We start from the raw sequence: 18,488 nt of genomic DNA on the forward strand, positions 1-18,488 counted from the left end.
GCAGCCGCAGGCGTTTTCGCTCAGCGCACGATGCGCGGACGCGGCGGCTTGCGCTTGCCGAACGGCGGCTGGCCGCGCCAGTAGCGGATCATCAGCCAGCCGAACAACATGCCGCCCAGATGCGCGAAATGCGCCACGCCCGGCTGCCAGCCGGTGAAGCCCATCAGCAGCTCCAGCGCGCCGAACACGATCACGAAGGTCCGCGCCTTCATCGGGATCGGCGGGAACAGCAGCACCACCCGCTGGTTCGGGAACAGCATGCCGAACGCCAGCAGCAGGCCAAAAACGCCACCCGAGGCCCCCATGACCGGCAGCGGCTGGCTGCCATTGCTCAGCATCCACCAACCGACCAGCAACTGGCACAGGCCGGCGCCGGCCACGCAGACCAGGTAGTAGGTCAGGAAGCGCTTGTTCCCCCAGGTCTGCTCCAGCGGCCCGCCGAACATGTACAGCGCCAGCATGTTGAACAGCAGGTGAGAGAAGCTGCCGTGCAGGAAGCCATAGGTCAGCAACTGCCAAAGCTGGAAGTTCTGCCCGGGCGAGAACGCATCGAACGCGCCGATCGGCCACAGCATGAAGGGATCGAAGGTGTCCATGCCGAGCAGCATCTGCAGCAGGAATACCACGACGTTGCCGATCAGCAGCGCTTGGGTGACGGGCGGAAGTCTGGGAAACATGGTCGGGTCCGTGGCAACTGTCTCCATCATAGCCGCTCGCTAGAGCATGCACCCCAACCAATGCAGCGGCATGCCATGACCAACGACGCTCTTCCAAGAGGTATTGCGAGCGCGGTGCGCCGAAGAGACAGACGAGGGCGCGGGCGAAGCCTCGCGCAGTCAACATGCAGCATGCGCTTCGCGTCCGTACCCTCACCCCAACCCCTCTCCCGGAGGGAGAGGGGCTTGTACGTCCCTTCCCCCTCCGGGAGAAGGTGCCCCGCAGGGGCGGATGAGGGTAAGGGCGCAGCCTCGTGCAGTCGAAACACCGCTCGCGCTTCGCGCCCTACCCTCACCCCAACCCCTCTCCCGGAGGGAGAGGGGCTTGTACCTCCTTCTCCCTCCGGGAGAAGGTGCCCCGTAGGGGCGGATGAGGGTACGGGGCGCAGCCTCGTGCAGCGGAAACACCGCATGCGCTTCGCGCCCCTACCCTCACCCCAACCCCTCTCCCGGGGGGAGAGGGGCTAAGCCCTTCACAGCCGGCGTCTTCTGCGCTTCGAGACACGAGCCCCGCAGTTCTGGCGCACCTCGCTAGCGCGGCCCCCAGACCTCGGCATCGAGATCGCGCGCCGGCGCCGGCGCACGCTTCACCCGTCCGCCCTGCACCGCCACGCCTTCGGCGCGCAGGCGCTGACATTGCTCGCGATAGCCGCGCGAGCCTTCGGGAAAGGCGATGCGGCCGTCGCTGCGCAGCACCCGGTGCCAGGGCAGCGCGGCATCGGCATTGCCGCCGAGCAGACGCGCCACCAGCCGCGCGCGTCCCGGCAACCCGGCCAGCATCGCCACCTCGCCATAGCCGCGCACCTGGCCCGACGGGATCGCCCGGATCGTCGCCAGGATCCGCGCATGCGCCTCGGCCGCCGCTGTTGCGGCCGGCGCCGACGCGCTCGCTGCGGGCGGCCGCCGTGGACTCATGCCGACCGTGCCCGCACCGGCCGCGACACCAGCAGCACCCCGCCCAGTACCAGCACGGTGCCGGCGATCTGCCACGGCCCCATTGCCTCGCCCAACACCAGCACGCTGAGCACGATGGTGGAGACCGGGCCGAGCATGCCGATCTGCGACGCGAGCGCCGAGCCGATGCGCTGCACCGCCAGCATCGTCGCCAGCACGGGCACCGCCGTGCACAGCGTGCCGTTGAGCAGCGACAGCGCGTAGACCGGTGTCGGCAGGACCAGCGCGTGCAGCGGCCGCAGCAGCAGGAACTGGGCGATGCACAGCGCGCAGGCGACCAGGCTGGCGTAGGCGGTCAATCGCACCGCACCGACCCGCGCCACCAGTTGGCCGCTGCCGACCAGATAGGCCGCATAGGCCAGCGCGCTGCCGAATACCAGCAGGCTGCCCCAGGCGGTGCGCGCGCCGCCGATCTGCAGGTCGTGGCCGAACGCCAGCAACACGCCCAGGTAACTCAACGCAAGCGCCCACAGCTGGCGCCGCTGCGGACGCCGCCGCCACAGCAGGACGCCGATCAGCAGCACCAGGGTCGGGGTGAGATAGAGGATCAGCCGCTCCAGGGTCGCGGTGATGTAGGCCAGGCCGAGGAAATCCAGGAAGCTGGCCAGGTAGTAGCCGAGCACGCCCAGCGCGACGATTCGCCAACGGTCGCCCGCCTGCAGCGGCGGCGCGCGGCGCGCCGCCCACAGCGCCATCGCCGCGAAGCACGGCAGCGCCACCAGCATGCGCAAGGCCAGCAGGGTCACCGCATCGACGCCATAGCGATAGCCGAGCTTGACGATGATGGCCTTGCCGGAAAATGCGATCGCGCCGCCGGCAGCGAGCAGCACGCCACCGAGGCTGGCCTGGGTGGCGGTGGGGGCGACGGCGGCGGACGTACCGGACGCGCTCATCGCGCGGCGCCGCGGCAGGGAGAAGAGGACACGTGCATGCCGCCATTCTACGGCGCCACAGCCAACCAGCAGCCGGATCGCCGCGACCTCAGCGCATCAGCACCACTTCCTCGGCTGAAGTCGGATGGATCGCCACGGTGTCTTCCAGTTGCTGCTTGGTCACGCCCAGCTTCAATGCCACCGCAAAGCCCTGCAGGATCTCGTCGGCCCCATCGCCGAGCAGGTGGAAGCCGACCACACGCTCCTCGGCGCCCACGCACACCAGCTTGAACAAGCTGCGCTGCGGCGAATCGGCCAGGGCCTGCAGCATCGGCCGGAAATTGCTGCGGTACACGGTCACCGCGTCGGCACCATAGCGCTCGCGTGCCTGCTCCTCGCCCAATCCCACCTGACCCAGCGGCGGATGCGAGAACACCACGCTGGGCACGTTCTCGTAGTCCAGCCGTGCCTGCGGCCGGTCGCCGAACACCCGGTCCATCAGCTTGCGCCCGGCGGCGATCGCCACCGGGGTCAGGCCGACCTTGCCGGCCACGTCGCCGATCGCATACAGCCCCGACACGTCGGTGTTCTGGTACGCGTCCACCACGATTTCGTGCTTGTCGCCGAGACGTACGCCCAGCGCTTCCAGGCCGAGGTCGCGCGTGTTGGGGCGGCGCCCGATCGCGAAGAACACCTTGTCGACGCGCTCGCCGGGCTGTCCCTGCGCATCGACCACGCACAGGCCCTCGCCGCTGCGGCGCAAGGCGCTGGCGCGGTAGCCGAAATGCAGGCGCACGCCCTGGTGGCGCAGGTTGTCGGCGAGCTGCAGCGCCAGTTCCGCATCGAACCGCTCCAGCAGGCGCTCGCCCTGCACGTACAGTTCCACCCGGCTGCCCAGCGCCTGCAGCAGCCCGGCCAGTTCCACCGCGATATAGCCGCCGCCGACGATCGCCACCCGCGGCGGCGCCTCGCACAGGTTGAAGAAGTCGTCAGAGACCAAACCAAGGTCGGCGCCTTCGATCTGCGGCCGCAGTGGATGCGCGCCGGTGGCGATCACCACGTGCTTGGCGCTGACCCGCACGCCGTCGTCGCATTCGACGGTGTGCGCATCGACCAGCCGGCCGCGCCGCGGGATCAGCACCACGCCGTCGGCATCCAGCCGGCGCCGGTAGCTGGCGTGGATGTTGCCGATGTAGCCCTGGCGATGCGCCACCAGTTCCGCCCAGGACAGCGTGGCCTCGGGAATGGCGAAGCCGACCGCGCGCGCCAGGTCGATGCGCTCGACCAGGTCCGCCGCCAGCCACATCGCCTTCTTCGGCACGCAGCCGACGTTGACGCAGGTCCCGCCGAGCGCGCTCGGCTCCAGGATCGCCACACGTGCGCCATGGCTGGCGGCGCGGAAGGCGGTGGCCAGGCCGCCGGACCCGCCGCCCAGCACCAGCAGGTCGTAATCGCGGATCGACCCGTTCACGGCGCACGCTCGGCGCGCGGCGGGGTCGCATCGGGCGCGGCACGGTGCGCGCGGTTCACATCGTCCATCGGCTGTCCTGTCGCATGTCTCGGTCGCCGCGGAGCATGCCATGGGCGACCGCGCGGCAGATGTGAGGACGCCGCGGCAGCGCCTGCGCTCAGGCCGCGTCGCGGCGCCGCATCGGCTGCCAGCGCAGGTAGCTGGCCGAGCGCCACAGCCACTCCACCGGGCCGAAGCGGAACCGCTGCAGCCACCAGTGCGACAGCGCCACCTGCAGCGCGAACAGCGCGACCGCGAACGGGATCTGCCAGGCGCGCGGCAGTTGTTCGAAATAGCCGAAGCCGTAGCCGTAGAACAACGTCGTGCACACCAGCGACTGCAGCAGGTAGTTGCTCAGCGCCATGCGTCCGGCCGGCGCCAGCCACTGCAACGCCGCTGCGGCGCGCACCAGCCAGGCCGCATAGCCCAGCGCCATCAGGCCGCTGGCGACGCTGGCCAGGGCGTAGGCACAGGTCAGACGCAGATCCAGCCGCGCCGGATCCATCCACGGCTCCAGCCGGAAGCTCAGCAGCATCAGCGCCAGGCCCAGCGGCAGCACACCCCAGCGCAGCACCGCCAGCAGCCGCGGGAAGCGCTGCGGTTGCGCGGCCAGGCCGCTGCGCACGCACCAGGCGCCGAGCAGGAACATGCCGAAGATGGTCGGCGCGTTGAACAGCAGCACGCTCAGCGATTCGACCAGGTCGCGCGCGCGCTGCGCGGTGGCCTGGGCGTAGCTGCCATGGCCGAACACCTCGCGCTGCTGCGCCAGCGCCGCCGCGCCGTGCTGTGCCTGCTCGGCCATGTCCCGATGCCACTGCGCCGCACCGTGCGGATCGGCCTGCGCCGCCCAGGCGGCGGCGCCGACCAGCAGCCACAGCGCCGGCGCGAACAGGTAGACCACCAGCGCCATGCCCGGCAGCCAGCGCGTGGGCGCCTCGCGGAACGCCAGCAGCATGAACGCCAGCAACGCATAGCTGACCAGGATGTCGCCGGACCACAACAACAGCGCGTGCAGCAGGCCGATCAGCAGCAACCCCGCGCTGCGGCGCAGGAAGAAACCGCCGAACGGCCGCCGCGCAGTCTCGGCGCGCTGCGCCATCACCGCGAAGCCCATGCCGAACAGCAGCGAGAACAAGGTGTAGAACTTGCCCTGCACCAGGATGTAGACCAGGGCGTCGGCGATGCGGTCGGCGCCGCGCAGCGCCGGATCCAGGCCGGTCATCGCCGCGTCCAGCGGGCCGACGAAGCCCTCGATGTTCATCAGCAGGATGCCCAGCAGGGCGAAGCCGCGCAGCACGTCCAGCGTGGCGATGCGCTCGGCGGGCGCGACGGGCTGCAACACGGGGGCGGAAGTGGCCAAGGCGGCACCGGGCGGAAGGCCGGCGATGTCCCTCGCCGCGATCAGGAAGGCCGCCGGCGTCCGCGGCGGCACGACGGCACCGCTGCGCGCGGCGCCAGGGCTGGCGGCACCGGCGCGACCGGCACCGCCGCCAACGCACTCAGTGGTGGTGGCCGCCGTCGCCGTGCACGTGGCCGTGCTCGATCTCTTCGGCGCTGGCCTCGCGCACGTCGACGATCTCCACGTCGAAGTGCAGGTCCTTGCCGGCCATCGGGTGGTTGAGGTCGACGTCGACCACGCTCATGCCGACCTTCTGCACGGTGACCGCGCGCGGGCCGAAGTTGGTCTGCAGCACCACCTGGCTCCCCGGCTGCAGCTTGGCCGCGCCGAAATGCTTCTTCGGCACGCGCTGGCTCAGGCCCTCGCGGTACTCGCCATAGGCGTCCTTGGCGGCCACGTCGACGCCGAAGCTGTCGCCGGCGGCCTTGTCCATCATCGCGTTCTCCAGGCCCGGGATGATGTTGCCGTGGCCGACCAGGATCACCAGCGGATCGCGGTCCTTGGAGCTTTCGATCGGTTCTTGACCGACTTCCGAAACGGTGTAGTGGAAACGGACGACGCGGTCTTTTTCGATCTTCATGTGCACTCTGCGCTGTGGCTGCCGGGGGCAGACGGGATGGGCGGCTTGTCGGCCGCCGGGAGCGCCGCCATGATGGCGGCCTTCTGAGGTCGCGCATTATCCCGGCTCCATGCACAACACGCCAGTTTCGCCGCGCGGCCGCCGCGCGTTCCCGTGGTGGCTTCCGCTGCTGTGCACCGCCGCGCTGGCGGCCTGCGGACGCCACGAGGTCCGCCACACCCGGCCGGCACCGGCGGCGGTGCGCGAGTGGCCGCAGGTGGCGCCGGCCGACCCGGGCGCGGCCAACGCAGTGCTGATGCGGGCGCTGGGCCTGGTCGGCACGCCCTACCGCTACGGCGGCAACACCCCCGAGTCCGGCTTCGACTGCAGCGGCCTGGTCGCCTACGTCTACCGCGACATGCTCGACCTGCGGCTGCCGCGCACCTCGCGCGAACTGGCCGCGGTACAGGGGCCGCGGATCGACCCGCAGCGCCTGAGCACCGGCGACCTGGTGTTCTTCGGCAGCGCGGGAAACGTGACGCACGTCGGAATTTATGTCGGTGAAGGCCGCTTCGTGCACGCTCCCAGCACGGGCGGAACGGTGCGCCTGGATTCGCTGGACGGGGCCTACTGGCGGGATCACTACACCGGCGCAAAGCGGGTTTTGCGCTGAACTGTGATTTCACCCACATTCATAATTACGAAAATTTAACCTTATTTGAACTTCCTATTTCTGTCTACAAGGCATGATCCCCCATCGTTTTATTTTGTGATCCAAGCGTGACGACCGAAGCCCAGACCTCTCCAGGCAAGCCCGCCGTTCCCCGCCGGACCGCTTTCCGCCTCTTCTGCACCGCCTCGCTCTGTTTCTCGGCCCTCCCGGCCCTGGCCCAGACCGCTCCCGCCGACACCGTCGTCCCGGAAGCGATCGCGACCGTCGCCCCCGCTCCCGCCCAGGTGAGCGCCACCGCGACCACCGCCCAGGCGACCGCGCAGACCCCCAACAACACCACCACCTCGGCCAAGCCGGCCGCCGCCCAGGCGCCCGCACCGTCGCGCAGCAAGGCCGACGCCGCCGCCACCGCCACCCTGGCCGCCCTGCTGCCGCACCTGGCCGCCAACGACACCATTCCGCTGATGGACCGCTCGGCGATGTTCGCCGGTGACATCAGCCGCCTGCTGGCCAACTACGACGTGTCCCAGCCGGTCCCGCGCGAAGGCGTGGTGCCGGGCGGCGACAAGGTCCAGTCCGTGCTCAAGCGCGCCATGGCGCTGCTGGGCACCCCGTACCGCTGGGGCGGCGAGGACACCGAAGGCTTCGACTGCAGCGGCCTGGTCGGCTACGTGTTCCGCACCGCGCTGGGCATCGAACTGCCGCGCGTGTCGCGCGAGATGGCCCGCGAGGCCAATGCCCAGCTGATCAAGGACCGCGACGCGCTGGCGCCGGGCGACCTGGTGTTCTTCGGTCGCAAGGGCCGCGTCGACCATGTCGGCCTGTACGTCGGCGAGGGCCGCTTCCTGCACGCCCCCAGCCGCGGCAAGGACGTGCGCGTGGACACGCTGACCTCCGGCTACTGGGGCGAGAAGTTCGTGCAGGCGCGCCGCGTGGCGATGTAAGCCGTCCGCTCCGCAGATACCGCACAGAAAAGGCCGCTGGGGACAGCGGCCTTTTTCGTTGTGACGTTTCGCGGCCGCCCGGCTGGGCAGTCGTGCCACTGGCACCGACGCGGCCGCCCTCAGGCGGTGGCAACGATCGCGCGCACGTCCTTGTCGATCCGCAACGCGCCGTCGCCATGCGCAAACGCCGCCTCTACCGCCTGCCGCAAGGCTGACGCGTGCGCCTGCGGCGGCAACGGCAGACTCTGCAGATAGGCCATGACGTCCTCGGGATCGGTGCAGACCAGCACGTCGTCGAAGCATGCGACCCGGACCTGTGCGAAGTGCATGGCGAACAGGCGCGCGCCCGCCTCCGCGTCCAGGCGCAGGGTGGACGGGTCGCGGTCCGGGCCACTGGCCACTCCGGCGACCAGTTGCGCGAGTTGACGCATGTTGTCGCGACCATTGAGCACCGCCAGTACTGCCGCGCCTGGACGAACGATGCGCCGCAGCTCGCGCACGCCCGCATGCGGATCGGGCAAGTGGTAGAGCATATGCACGGCCAGTGCGGCGTCGATGCTGGCATCGCGCAGCGGCAGGCGCATCGCGTCGCCGACCACACCCCGTGGCCGCAACGCCGCCGCCTGCGCCAATGCCGCAGCGACCATGGCCGGCGAGCGATCCAGCAATTGCACTGCCAGCGATGGCGGCCACTGCCCGGCGAGCGCGCCCCACAGCTGGCCGGTGCCGCAACCGATATCGGCCACGCGCATGTCTGCGGCCAGCGGCACCTGCGCGCGCAACCACGGGTACCAATCGCCGCGGCCGTACTTGGCGTGCAGCGACTTACGCTGCACCAGCCGCTGGGTGTCGCCGTATTGCCGCTGCAGTTCCGCGCTGTCCGCCTGGAGGGTCATCGTCGCCGTCCGCGTTGCCCGCCGGCACGATACGCTGTCCACCTCGATCGCGTCACCGGAACTTCGATGACACCACGCCCCTCGCCTGCCTCGCAGTCCTGCCGTGCCGATGAGCCCGTCCGCCGGGTCGCGTCCTGGCCGCAGTTGCAGGCGCTGCGCTGATGCCGGCCAAGCACGTCCTGCCCACGCCCGCCCAGGCGTTGGCGATCGCGCAATCGCTGCTGTCCACCCGCTACGCCGACGCGGCGTTCGGCTTCGCCGCCGGCTCGATCCTGCGCGGCGAAGGCACGCATCTCTCCGATCTCGACCTGGTCGTGGTCTATGAGCGCCTGCCGGCCGCACGCCGCGAATCGTTCCTCGCCGACGGCATGCCCGTCGAAGCCTTCGTGCACGACCCGGGCACGCTGGCCTGGTTCGTCGACGAAGACGCCGCCCGCGGCCGCCCCAGCCTGCTGCACATGATCGCCGAGGGCACCCTCGTCGGCACCGCGACCGAATCCGCACGCAGCCTGCAAGGCCAGGTCGCCGCGCGGCTGCAGGCCGGGCCGCCGCCGCTGACGCAGGTGCAACGGGACGCGCTGCGCTACGAGATCACTGACCTGGTCGACGACCTGTGCGGCGAGCGCAGCGCCGCCGAGATCCTCGCCATCGGCGCCCTGCTGCATCCGCGCCTGGCGGAACTGGCGCTGCGCGGACGCGGCCATTGGTACGGCAGCGGCAAGTGGGTGCCGCGCCTGCTGGCACGGATGGATCCGGCCTTGGGCCAACGCTTCGAGCAGGCCTTCGCCACGCTGTTCGCCAGCGCCGACTGCGCGCCGGTGCTGGCGCTGGCGCAGCAGGAACTGGCCGTGCACGGCGGCCGCCTGTTCGACGGCGACTGCCGCATCGCGCCCGCGGACTGGCGCGCCTGAGCCAGCGCGCGGGCGCGCGCGCTCAGCCGTGGTAGTGGGCGATGGTGTCCTCGATGCCCTTGCTCAGCTCCATCACCTTCTGCGCGTACTCGGCCAGGCGATGGTCTTCCGGCGTGTCCGGATGCCAGGCCGGCACCGCGGTGGGGCGGCCTTCGACGCCATCCAGGGCCACGAACACGATGATGCAATGCGTGCACAGACGCGGCTCGCCGCCCATCGGATCGCGGGCGCGCACCTCGATGGCGAAATGCATGCTGCTGGTGCCGGTGTGGACCAGCTTGGCGCTGACCGTGACCATGTCGCTGATGCGGATCGGCGACACGAAGCGGATGCCGCCCACCGCCACGGTCACGCTGTAGTGGCCGCTCCAGCCCACCGCGGCGGCGTAGCCGACCTGGTCGATCCACTTCATCACCACGCCGCCGTGGACCTTGCCGCCGTAGTTGACGTCGATCGGTTCGGCCAGGAAGCGGAAGGTCAGTTCGCGTTGCGTGCCGCTCATCGGGAGTCCATGCAGGGGAAGGAGGCGGCAGTCTGCCATGCGCCGCCGCCGCCAATCGCAACGGCGCCGCAATAAGGTCGCCGCAGACGCGCCGGCGGCCGGCGGCGCCGGCTAGGCCGCGGCCAGCGCGAGATTGTCGCGCTTGCGGATGCACAGCCACGGGAAATGCGGCTGGCGCCAGCGCAACGCCCGCAGGCAACGCACCGACAGCCGCCGTGGGTCGAACAACCGGCGCAGCACGATGCCGTCCAGTACCGCCTCGGTGTGCTGGTGGTACTGCTGCGCCAGTTCGGCGCAGCCCAGGCCGCTGAAGTAGCGCAGGCTGCGCGCGGCGCTGGCCCTGGCTTGCTCGACGTCGGCGTAGAACGGGCTGTCGAGGATGTGCAGTTCGCCGTCGTGCTGCAGCAGCTGCAGCAGGCGTGCGATCAGCGCACGCGGATCGGCGAAGTATTGGAGGCAGGCCGGTACCACCACGACATCGAACCGCTGCGCCGGCAGCGGCAAACGCAGGATGTCGCCGGCGACGAAGCTCAACCGCGGCGCGTCGGCGAAGACCCGCGCCGCCTGCGCCAGTTCGGTGCGATTGACGTCGACACCGCAGACTTCGCGCTGCAGGCCGCTGGCCAGGCGATGCGAGAGCCAGCCGTTGCCGCAGCCGAGTTCCAGCAGAGGACCGTCTCCGCCACGCGCACGCAGATGGCGCAACAGGCGCCGGCACGATTCGGCGCGCACCCGCCATTCGTGGCTGGCGCCGAGCGCGCCGGGCGGCTGCGGCAGCGTGCGCACTTGGGCGTCGCTGTAGAGCCGGCCTTCGCGGCGGCGCACGTCCAGGTAGCGCTGCTCGAACGGGTCGTCCGGCAGCGCGTCGTGCACCAGCACACCCGCGTGCAGCGTCAGCCCGGGCAACTGTCGCAGCTGCGCGCGCAGGCTCTCGGCAGGCGTACTCACGGACGCATCAACGCACCTGGCCGGAACCGTCGACCGGCGGATCTTCCAGGCCGACATTGCTCGGGGCGGCCTCGTAGATGGTGCGATCGAGCAGGCCGGTCTCCTTGGCCACCAGCACCGGCACCAGCATCTGCCCGGTCACGTTGGTCATGGTGCGCATCATGTCCAGCACGCGGTCGATGGCGTACAGGTAGCCGATCACCTCCAGCGGCAGGTTGGCCGCGCTCAGCACCACCGTGGCCATCACCACCGCGGTGCCGGGCACGCCGGCGGTGCCGAAGCTGCCCAGCACCGAGGCGATCAGCACCACGAAATACTGGTTGGCGGTCAGCGGCACGCCGGTGTACTGGGCGATGAACACCGCGCACAGCGCCGGGAAGATCGCGCCGCAGCCATCCATCTTGATGCTGGCGCCCAGCGGCACCGCGAACGCGGCGTAGTCCTTGTTGACGCCGAGGTTGTGGGTGATCGAGCGCAGCGCCACCGGCATCGCGGCGAAGCTGGAGGAACTGACGAAGGCCACCTGCATGCCCGGCGCGGCACCGCGGAAGAACTTCCACGGATTGAGCCCGTGCACCAGCAGCAGGCCGCTGTACACCACCACGATGTGGATCGCGCAGGCCAGGTACAGCGCCAGCACGAAATTGCCGAACGGCAGCAGCTTGCCGAAGCCGTAGCCGCCGACCAGCGCGGCGATCAGGCCGAAGGTGCCGAGCGGGGTCATCTCCAGCACGAAGCGGGTGACCTGGATCATGATCTCGCTCATCTGCTTGGTGAGCTTGCGCGCCTCGGCCACGCGCTCGCCGAGCTTGACCATGGCAAAGCCCAGCAGCGCGGCGAAGAAGATCACCGGCAGGATCGAACCGCGCCCTGCCGCCAGCACGGTCTCGCCAGCGGCATTGGTCCTGGTGCCGATACCGGTGAGCGCATAGAACGGGTTGGACGGCACCACGTCCAGCAGCACCTGCACCGGGCTGGGCACGTCGCGCGGGGTCCAGGCGCTGTCCACCCGCAGGCCCAGATGGCCGGCGCCCGGCTGCAACACCGTGCCCACGGCCAGGCCGACGCCGACCGCCAGCGCCGCGGTGACCACGAACCACAGGAAGGTGCGCCCGCCCAGCTTGGCCACCGACTGCTGCCCGTGCAGCGCCGAGATCGCGTTGATGACGGCGAAGAACACCAGCGGCACCGCGATCATCTTGATCAGGGTGACGTACAGATCGCCCAGCGGCTTGAACCAGGTCTCCGCGGTCGGGCCCAGCGCCCAGCCCGCCAGGGCGCCCAGCAGGAAGCCGGCGACCACGCGCTGCCAGAACGGAATGCGTAACCAGGCCGTCACCAGTTTCATCGACGCTGTCCAGAGAGATCGGGGGTTTCGCACGATAGCGCACCCCGGCAGCAGCGACGACGCCATGGCTGGAAAGGCGCGATGTCATCGGCGTGCCTTGTCGCAGCCGGCATAATGCAGGGGACTTCGTTGTTCAGGACCCGTTCTGCGTATGCGCCTACCCGTTTCCGCCCTCGCCGCCGCCTCCACCCTGCTGCTGGGCGCCTGCGCCAGCACGCCGCATTCGCCGGCCGCCAGCGCCAACGTCGCGCCGATCGTCGTCCCCGCCGTGGCCCATCCGGCCGGCGAGACCCCGGCCTGGTGGTACCGCAGCGGCGCCGCCAAGGCCGCCAACAACGGTGCGATGCGCGGCAAGGCCAAGAACGTCATCCTGTTCCTCGGCGACGGCATGAGCCTGACCACGGTCGCCGCCGCACGCATCCTGGATGGTCAGCGCAAGGGCGCCTCGGGCGAGGAGAACCAGTTGTCGTGGGAGGCGTTCCCCGCCACGGCACTCAGCAAGACCTACAACACCGATTCGCAGACGCCGGATTCGGCCGGCACCATGACCTCGATCACCACCGGGGTGAAGACCCACATGGGCGCGATCGGCGTGGCCGCCGGCAAGCGCGACGCCTGCGCCGACAGCCTCGGCAAGCAGTTGCTGAGCTGGCTGGAACTGGCCGACAGCGCCGGCATGGGCACCGGCATCGTCACCACCACCCGCCTGACCCACGCCACCCCGGCCGCGACCTACGCGCACGTGCCCGAGCGCAACTGGGAAAGCGATGCCGACCTGCCGGAGAAGGCGGTGGCCGAGGGTTGCCGCGACATCGCCCAGCAGATGGTGAGCGCACGCTTCGGGCGCGGCCCGCAGGTGATGTTGGCCGGCGGCCGCGGCCAGTTCACCACCGTCGAGCAGCGCGACCCCGAGTACGACGACAAGGTCGGCCTGCGCCTGGACGGCCGCGATCTGGTCGGCGAATGGCGCCAGCGCCATCCGCAGGGCGCCTACGTGTGGACCCGCGGGCAACTGGAAGCGGCGCAGAACGCGCCGGCGCTGCTGGGCCTGTTCGAGCCGGACCACATGCAGTTCGACCACGACCGCGACCGCAGCGCCAATGGCGACCCGAGCCTGGCCGAGATGACCAAGGCCGCGATCCGTACCCTGTCGCAGGACAAGAACGGCTATGTGCTGATGGTCGAAGGCGGCCGCATCGACCACGCGCACCACGCCGGCAACGCCTACCGCGCGCTGGACGAGACCATCGCCCTGTCGCAGGCGGTGCAGGCCGCGGCGGACGCGACGTCGGCCGAGGACACGCTGATCATCGTCACCGCCGACCACTCGCACACGCTGAACTTCGTCGGCTACCCGCAGCGCGGCAACCCGATCCTGGGCAAGGTGCGCGGCACCAGCGGCGAGGATGCCAATACCGGCGACCTGGCGCTGGACGGCAACGGCCAGCCCTATGCCACGCTCAGCTACGCCAACGGCCCCGGCTACACCGGCGCCAGCAACCAGCAGCCGGCTGGGGTCAAGACCTTCCCGCATGCGCCGAGCAATTTCGAGCCGGCCAACGGCCGCCCGGATTTGACCCACGTCGACACCGAAAGCCCGGACTTCATGCAGGAAGCGCTGGTGCCGACCAAGGCCGAGACCCATGGCGGCGACGACGTCGGCATCTGGGCGCGCGGCCCCGGCAGCAACGCGTTCCGCGGCAGTCTGGAAGAGAACGTGATCTACCACGTGATCGTGCAGGCCACCCCGACGCTGCGCGCGCGGCTGTGCCAGGCGGGCACCTGCAACGGCGACGGCGTGCCGGTAGAGCTGCCCAAGCCGGCGGCGTTCATGACCAGCGCTGCCACCGCGCAGTGAACCGCCTCCCGCCCCGGCCGTGGCGCCGTGGCCGCCTGCGTGCGGCAGCGGCGTTGCTCGCACTGGCGACAACCGCAGCCGCTGTGCAGGCGCAGGCGCAGCCCGACGACGCCTGCCGGCTCGGCGATCCGACCACCGACCGCGACGTCGTGCCGAGCTGCAAGCTGGGCGCCGACGAGCGCCTGGCGCTGACGCCACAGGCGCTGCGGCGCCTGCCCTTCGATCGCGACGGGCTGGCGCTGCTAAGCGTCGGCGCACGCTTCTACTACGTCCGCGCCGATGGTCGCAGCCTGCCGGTGATCACCTGGGACAACGGCCCGGACGGTTTCACCGAAGGGCTGACCCGCGGCATCTTTCACGGCCGCATCGGCTTCTACGACCGGCAACTGCGCGAGGTGATCGCGCCGGTCCACGACTTCGCCTGGCCGTTCGAGCACGGCGTCGCCGCGGTCTGCGACGGCTGCAGCGCGGGCACGCCCGACACCGACGGCCACACGCCGATGCAGGGTGGCCGCTGGTACTCCATCGATCGCCACAACCGCGAAGTGCCGGCGCCCAAGCGCTGAGCCGATGATCGTGTGCGGTATGGCCGCGTTGTCGCGGAGAAGGTCGCCAAGGCTGGTTCTCTGCAACGCGTCTCTTTGAATCTCCCGCGATGTCGCGGGAAGCGCATCGTCCGCGAGGTGAGACATCCCCGCGTCGGGACTGAAGTCCCTCCCACAGGGGGCCAACGCACGTTGCGCGGCTTCAAGCGCCGTCGCGCGCTGGCGGCTGGCCAGCCGTCGCGTGCTGGCAACCAACATCGAGCGGGCACCGGGCTGAGCAAGCATTTGGGCCAGCCACGAGTGCCGACAATTGCTCTTGTGGGAGGGACTTCAGTCCCGACGCATTGAACTGAAAGGCGTCGGAACTCTGGCCGCAGGCGAGTCGTCGCGTGCTGGCGACCGACATCGAGCAGGCAACGGCTGAGCAAGCAGTCTGGATAGTCCCGAGTGCCGACACCTGCTCTTGTAGGAGGGACTTCAGTCCCGACGCGTTGAACTGAAAGGCGTCGGAACTCTGGCCGCAGGCGAGTCGTCGCGTGCTGGCGACCGACATCGAGCAGGCAACGGGCTGAGCAAGCAGTCTGGATAGCCCCGAGTGCCGACACCTGCTCTTGTGGGAAGGACTTCAGTCCCGACGCGTTGAACTGAAAGGCGTCGGAACTCTGGCCGCAGGCCAGTCGTCGCGCACTGGCGGCCGACATCGAGCAGGCAACGGCTGAGCAAGCAGTCTGGATAGTCCCGAGTGCCGACACCTGCTCTTGTGGGAGGGACTTCAGTCCCGACGCGATTAGCTGAAAGGCATCGGGACTGAAGTCCCTCCCACAACGCTGCTCAGGCGCAAAGACGTCGCCATGCCACGCTTCGCGCTGACGTGCGCTTGCGTCTACAGTGACGCGATGCCGCCGCACGCCTCTACGCCCCCGTTGTCCGCACTCGCCGCCACGCTGCCCGATCCGGCACCGGCGCCGCTGCTGCTCGGCCTCAGCGGCGGGCTGGATTCGACCGTGCTGCTGCACCTGCTCGCGCAGCGGCCGTCGTACCGCCACGCCGGCCTGCGCGCGCTGCATGTGCACCACGGACTGCATGCCGACGCCGACGCCTGGGCCGCGCAGTGCGCGCAGCTGTGCGCCGCGCTGGCGGTGCCGCTGCAGGTGGTGCGGGTGCAGGTGCCGCGCGACAGCGGCGATGGCCTGGAAGCGGCCGCGCGGCAGGCGCGCCGCCACGCCTTCGCGCAGGCGCTGCAGCCCGGCGAATGGCTGGCGCTGGCGCAGCACCGCGACGACCAGGCCGAAACCTTCCTGCTGCGCGCGCTGCGCGCCTCCGGCCCGGATGGCCTGGCGGCGATGCAGGCGCTGTCCGACTTCGCCGGCAGCCGCCTGTGGCGGCCGCTGCTGGCGCAACCGCGCAGCGTGCTGCACGCCTATGCGCAGCAGCACGGCCTGCAGTGGATCGACGACCCCAGCAATGCCGATCCCGGCTTCGACCGCAATTTCCTGCGCCTGCAGGTGCTGCCGCTGCTGCGCCAGCGCTGGCCGCACGCCGACGCCGCCGTCGCCCGCAGCGCGCAGCTATGTGCCGACGCCAGTGCACTGCTGGAGGCGGACGACCGCACGGCGCTCGATGCGCTGCAGGACGCTCCCGGTGCCCCGCTGCCACTCACCCCGCTGCGCGCCCTGCCCGCGGCGCGGCGCGCGCGCGTGCTGCGACGCTGGGTCGCACAGGCCGGCCTGCCGCCGTTGCCGGCGGCCGGGCTGGCCGCGATCGAACGCGACCTGCTGCAGCCGCGTGCCGATGCCGCGGCGCAGTTCGCCTGGCACGGCGCCTGCGTGCGCAGCTGGCGCGACACGCTGTACGCCGAGCGCGACCTCGCGCCCTGGCCTGCCGACTGGCAGGCGCAATGGGACGGCCGCGCGCCGCTGGCGTTGCCCGATGGCCGCCGCCTGCACCTGCGCGCCGACACCGCGCTGGCCTTCGATACGCCGCTGCTGGTGCGCGCGCGCCGCGGCGGCGAACGTCTGCTTCTGCCAGGGCGGACGCAGTCGCAGGCATTGAAGCACCTGCTGCAGACGCAGGCGTTGCCGCCGTGGCAGCGCCTGCGACTGCCGCTGCTGTTCGACGCCACACACCTGCTGGCCGCCGGCCCGGACATGCTGGCCGCGCCGTTGCACGCCTGGCTGCAGGCGCACGCCGCGCACCTGGCGCTGGATCCGCTGCCCGTGGCGGCGCCCGCCTCGCATTGACCCTGCCGCCGCCGCCGCGCACACTTTCGCCATGCCCAAGAAGTCCCAAGACGATGCCTCCCCGGTCGCGCGCTTCGAGCAGTCGCTCGAGGAGCTGGAAGTGCTGGTGGAGAAGATGGAAGCCGGCGACCTGAGCCTGGAGCAGTCGCTCAGCGCCTACGAGCGTGGCGTGGGCCTGTATCGGCAATGCCAGCAGGCGCTGGAGCAGGCCGAATTGCGCGTGCGCCTGCTCAGCGATCCCGAGCAGCCCGACAGCGCCGAACCCTTCGATCCCGTGCCGCCCCATGGCGGCTGAGGCGGCGTTCGCGCGCTGGCGCGATCGGGTGGAAGCCGGCCTGCAGGCGCAGTTGCCGGCCGCCACGCTGGCGCCGCAGCGCCTGCACGCGGCGATGCGCCACGCCACCCTCGGCGGCGGCAAGCGCATGCGCCCACTGCTGGTCTACGCCAGCGGCGCGCTGTTCGGCGCCGACGCCGCGCGCCTGGATGCACCGGCGCTGGCGGTGGAACTGATCCACGCGTATTCGCTGGTCCACGACGACCTGCCGGCGATGGACGACGATGCCCTGCGCCGCGGCCAGCCGACCGTGCACATCGCCTTCGACGAAGCCACCGCGATCCTCGCGGGCGACGCGCTGCAGAGCCTGGCGTTCGCGTTGCTGGCCAATGCCGAGGACGCGGCGGCACCGCTGCGCGTGCAATGGCTGCAGACCCTGGCCGAGGCCGCCGGTGCGGCCGGCATGTGCGGCGGCCAGGCATTGGACATCGACGCCACCGGCCGCGTGCAGGCGCTGCCGGACCTGCAACGCATGCATGCGCTGAAGACCGGCGCGCTGATCCGCGCCAGCGTGCGCCTGGGCGCACTCGGCGGCGGCGCCGATGCCGATGCGCTTTCGCAGCTGGACAAGTTCGCCACCGCGCTGGGCCTGGCCTTCCAGGTGCGCGACGACATCCTCGACGTGGAAGCCAGCTCCGAACAGCTCGGCAAGACCGCCGGCAAGGACGTCGCGCAGGCCAAGTCCACCTACCCGGCCCTGCTGGGCATGGATGGCGCCAAGGCCAAGCTGGCCGAGCTGGCGCAGGCGATGCAGGACAGCCTGCACGGCTATGGCGCTGCCGCCGATGCACTGGCGGCGCTTGCGCGGCTCGCGGTCGATCGCGCGCACTGATCGCCACGCTCGACGCGTGCGATCGTTGCGGCTGGGCCGCACGCGTCATTAGCCGCGCAGGCGCTGCACCGCATCCGCGAAACCAGGGATGGATGCTGGCGCTGGCCGCGCGCAGCCCGTGATGACCAGAGGCGCTGTTGCAGGAGCGGCTTCAGCCGCGACAGACGGCATCGGTCATGCCTGTCGCGGCTGAAGCCACTGCTACATGGGCTTGCGGTGAGTGTCTGAGGCAATGTGGGAGGGACGTCAGTCCCGACTGCTTTCGCGGTCCGATCGTCCGCAACGCCGCTCGTCGCGGATGCATGACGGTTGACTCCCACACCAGGCGACCAGGCGCATCTCACGCCACGGCAACCCGCGTTGCCGCAAAAATTCCGACGCCGCGCATACCGCTGCAGATCGCGATGACGCCGGCTGCGGCGAATGGAGATCCCGGACGTCCTCATC

18 protein-coding genes are annotated in these 18,488 nt (G+C 70.6%); 8 read left to right on the forward strand and 10 right to left on the reverse strand.

Going from position 1 to position 18,488, the window contains the following annotated elements; genetic code table 11:
- Window positions 1–20 precede the first annotated feature (20 nt).
- The 6 genes from SLW55_RS00080 to SLW55_RS00105 all read right to left on the reverse strand — a co-directional run bounded on the left by SLW55_RS00080 (window position 21) and on the right by SLW55_RS00105 (window position 6,031).
- On the reverse strand, window positions 21–677 hold the full coding sequence (locus tag SLW55_RS00080) for a rhomboid family intramembrane serine protease (RefSeq protein WP_267099141.1): 657 nt from the start codon (window positions 675–677) through the stop codon (window positions 21–23).
- Window positions 678–1,247: 570 nt separating this feature from the next.
- Entirely contained in the window at window positions 1,248–1,631 is a 384-nt protein-coding gene (locus SLW55_RS00085; protein ID WP_026143991.1) for an MGMT family protein, read from the reverse strand.
- Complete coding sequence (locus SLW55_RS00090; RefSeq protein ID WP_148827547.1) at window positions 1,628–2,563, reverse strand: DMT family transporter; 936 nt, start codon at window positions 2,561–2,563, stop codon at window positions 1,628–1,630. The genes SLW55_RS00085 and SLW55_RS00090 overlap by 4 nt, the downstream gene beginning before the upstream one ends.
- Window positions 2,564–2,651: 88 nt before the next feature.
- The gene (gene gorA / locus SLW55_RS00095) at window positions 2,652–4,013 is read right to left on the reverse strand and encodes a glutathione-disulfide reductase (protein ID WP_295969706.1); all 1,362 of its coding nucleotides are present in this window, start codon (window positions 4,011–4,013) and stop codon (window positions 2,652–2,654) included.
- Between the two features lie 157 nt (window positions 4,014–4,170).
- A complete protein-coding gene (locus tag SLW55_RS00100; protein ID WP_320744268.1) occupies window positions 4,171–5,412 on the reverse strand; it encodes a DUF418 domain-containing protein in 1,242 nt (413 codons plus the stop codon).
- Window positions 5,413–5,551: 139 nt separating this feature from the next.
- On the reverse strand, window positions 5,552–6,031 hold the full coding sequence (locus SLW55_RS00105) for a peptidylprolyl isomerase (RefSeq protein WP_043092617.1): 480 nt from the start codon (window positions 6,029–6,031) through the stop codon (window positions 5,552–5,554).
- A gap of 109 nt (window positions 6,032–6,140) precedes the next feature.
- Between SLW55_RS00105 and SLW55_RS00110 the strand changes: the two genes are divergently transcribed.
- Window positions 6,141–6,683: a C40 family peptidase gene (locus SLW55_RS00110; protein WP_295913206.1), complete on the forward strand. Its 543-nt coding sequence runs from the start codon at window positions 6,141–6,143 to the stop codon at window positions 6,681–6,683.
- Between the two features lie 107 nt (window positions 6,684–6,790).
- On the forward strand, window positions 6,791–7,627 hold the full coding sequence (locus SLW55_RS00115; protein ID WP_081613329.1) for a C40 family peptidase: 837 nt from the start codon (window positions 6,791–6,793) through the stop codon (window positions 7,625–7,627).
- Window positions 7,628–7,746: 119 nt separating this feature from the next.
- Here the strand turns inward: SLW55_RS00115 and SLW55_RS00120 are convergent, their stop codons facing one another.
- Window positions 7,747–8,523: a class I SAM-dependent methyltransferase gene (locus SLW55_RS00120; protein WP_284467555.1), complete on the reverse strand. Its 777-nt coding sequence runs from the start codon at window positions 8,521–8,523 to the stop codon at window positions 7,747–7,749.
- A 161-nt stretch (window positions 8,524–8,684) separates the two neighbouring features.
- Between SLW55_RS00120 and SLW55_RS00125 the strand changes: the two genes are divergently transcribed.
- Window positions 8,685–9,434: a nucleotidyltransferase domain-containing protein gene (locus SLW55_RS00125; RefSeq protein ID WP_320744269.1), complete on the forward strand. Its 750-nt coding sequence runs from the start codon at window positions 8,685–8,687 to the stop codon at window positions 9,432–9,434.
- 22 nt (window positions 9,435–9,456) lie between these two features.
- On the opposite strand, the gene SLW55_RS00130 is transcribed toward SLW55_RS00125, so the two are convergent.
- From SLW55_RS00130 to SLW55_RS00140, 3 genes are all read right to left on the reverse strand, one after another.
- On the reverse strand, window positions 9,457–9,936 hold the full coding sequence (locus SLW55_RS00130; RefSeq protein ID WP_010341292.1) for an acyl-CoA thioesterase: 480 nt from the start codon (window positions 9,934–9,936) through the stop codon (window positions 9,457–9,459).
- A gap of 111 nt (window positions 9,937–10,047) precedes the next feature.
- Complete coding sequence (locus tag SLW55_RS00135) at window positions 10,048–10,884, reverse strand: class I SAM-dependent methyltransferase (RefSeq protein ID WP_267117252.1); 837 nt, start codon at window positions 10,882–10,884, stop codon at window positions 10,048–10,050.
- Window positions 10,885–10,891: 7 nt separating this feature from the next.
- Window positions 10,892–12,232, reverse strand: coding sequence for a dicarboxylate/amino acid:cation symporter (locus SLW55_RS00140; RefSeq protein ID WP_267117251.1), 1,341 nt, complete (start codon window positions 12,230–12,232; stop codon window positions 10,892–10,894).
- 151 nt (window positions 12,233–12,383) lie between these two features.
- On the opposite strand from SLW55_RS00140, the gene SLW55_RS00145 reads away from it, so the two are divergent.
- From SLW55_RS00145 to SLW55_RS00165, 5 genes are all read left to right on the forward strand, one after another.
- Complete coding sequence (locus tag SLW55_RS00145; RefSeq protein ID WP_320744270.1) at window positions 12,384–14,090, forward strand: alkaline phosphatase; 1,707 nt, start codon at window positions 12,384–12,386, stop codon at window positions 14,088–14,090.
- Complete coding sequence (locus SLW55_RS00150; protein WP_320744271.1) at window positions 14,087–14,656, forward strand: WG repeat-containing protein; 570 nt, start codon at window positions 14,087–14,089, stop codon at window positions 14,654–14,656. Before SLW55_RS00145 ends, SLW55_RS00150 begins: the two co-directional genes overlap by 4 nt.
- A gap of 902 nt (window positions 14,657–15,558) precedes the next feature.
- Complete coding sequence (tilS, locus tag SLW55_RS00155) at window positions 15,559–16,875, forward strand: tRNA lysidine(34) synthetase TilS (RefSeq protein ID WP_320744272.1); 1,317 nt, start codon at window positions 15,559–15,561, stop codon at window positions 16,873–16,875.
- 31 nt (window positions 16,876–16,906) lie between these two features.
- Window positions 16,907–17,170, forward strand: a complete 264-nt coding sequence (locus SLW55_RS00160; protein ID WP_017909613.1) for an exodeoxyribonuclease VII small subunit — start codon at window positions 16,907–16,909, stop codon at window positions 17,168–17,170.
- Window positions 17,160–18,041 carry a farnesyl diphosphate synthase gene (locus tag SLW55_RS00165; RefSeq protein ID WP_320744273.1) on the forward strand — a complete coding sequence of 294 codons (882 nt, stop codon included), beginning with the start codon at window positions 17,160–17,162 and terminating at the stop codon, window positions 18,039–18,041. The genes SLW55_RS00160 and SLW55_RS00165 overlap by 11 nt, the downstream gene beginning before the upstream one ends.
- Window positions 18,042–18,488 lie beyond the last annotated feature (447 nt).

This window comes from Xanthomonas sp. LF06-19, from assembly GCF_034105425.1.
Classification (GTDB): domain Bacteria; phylum Pseudomonadota; class Gammaproteobacteria; order Xanthomonadales; family Xanthomonadaceae; genus Xanthomonas_A; species Xanthomonas_A sontii.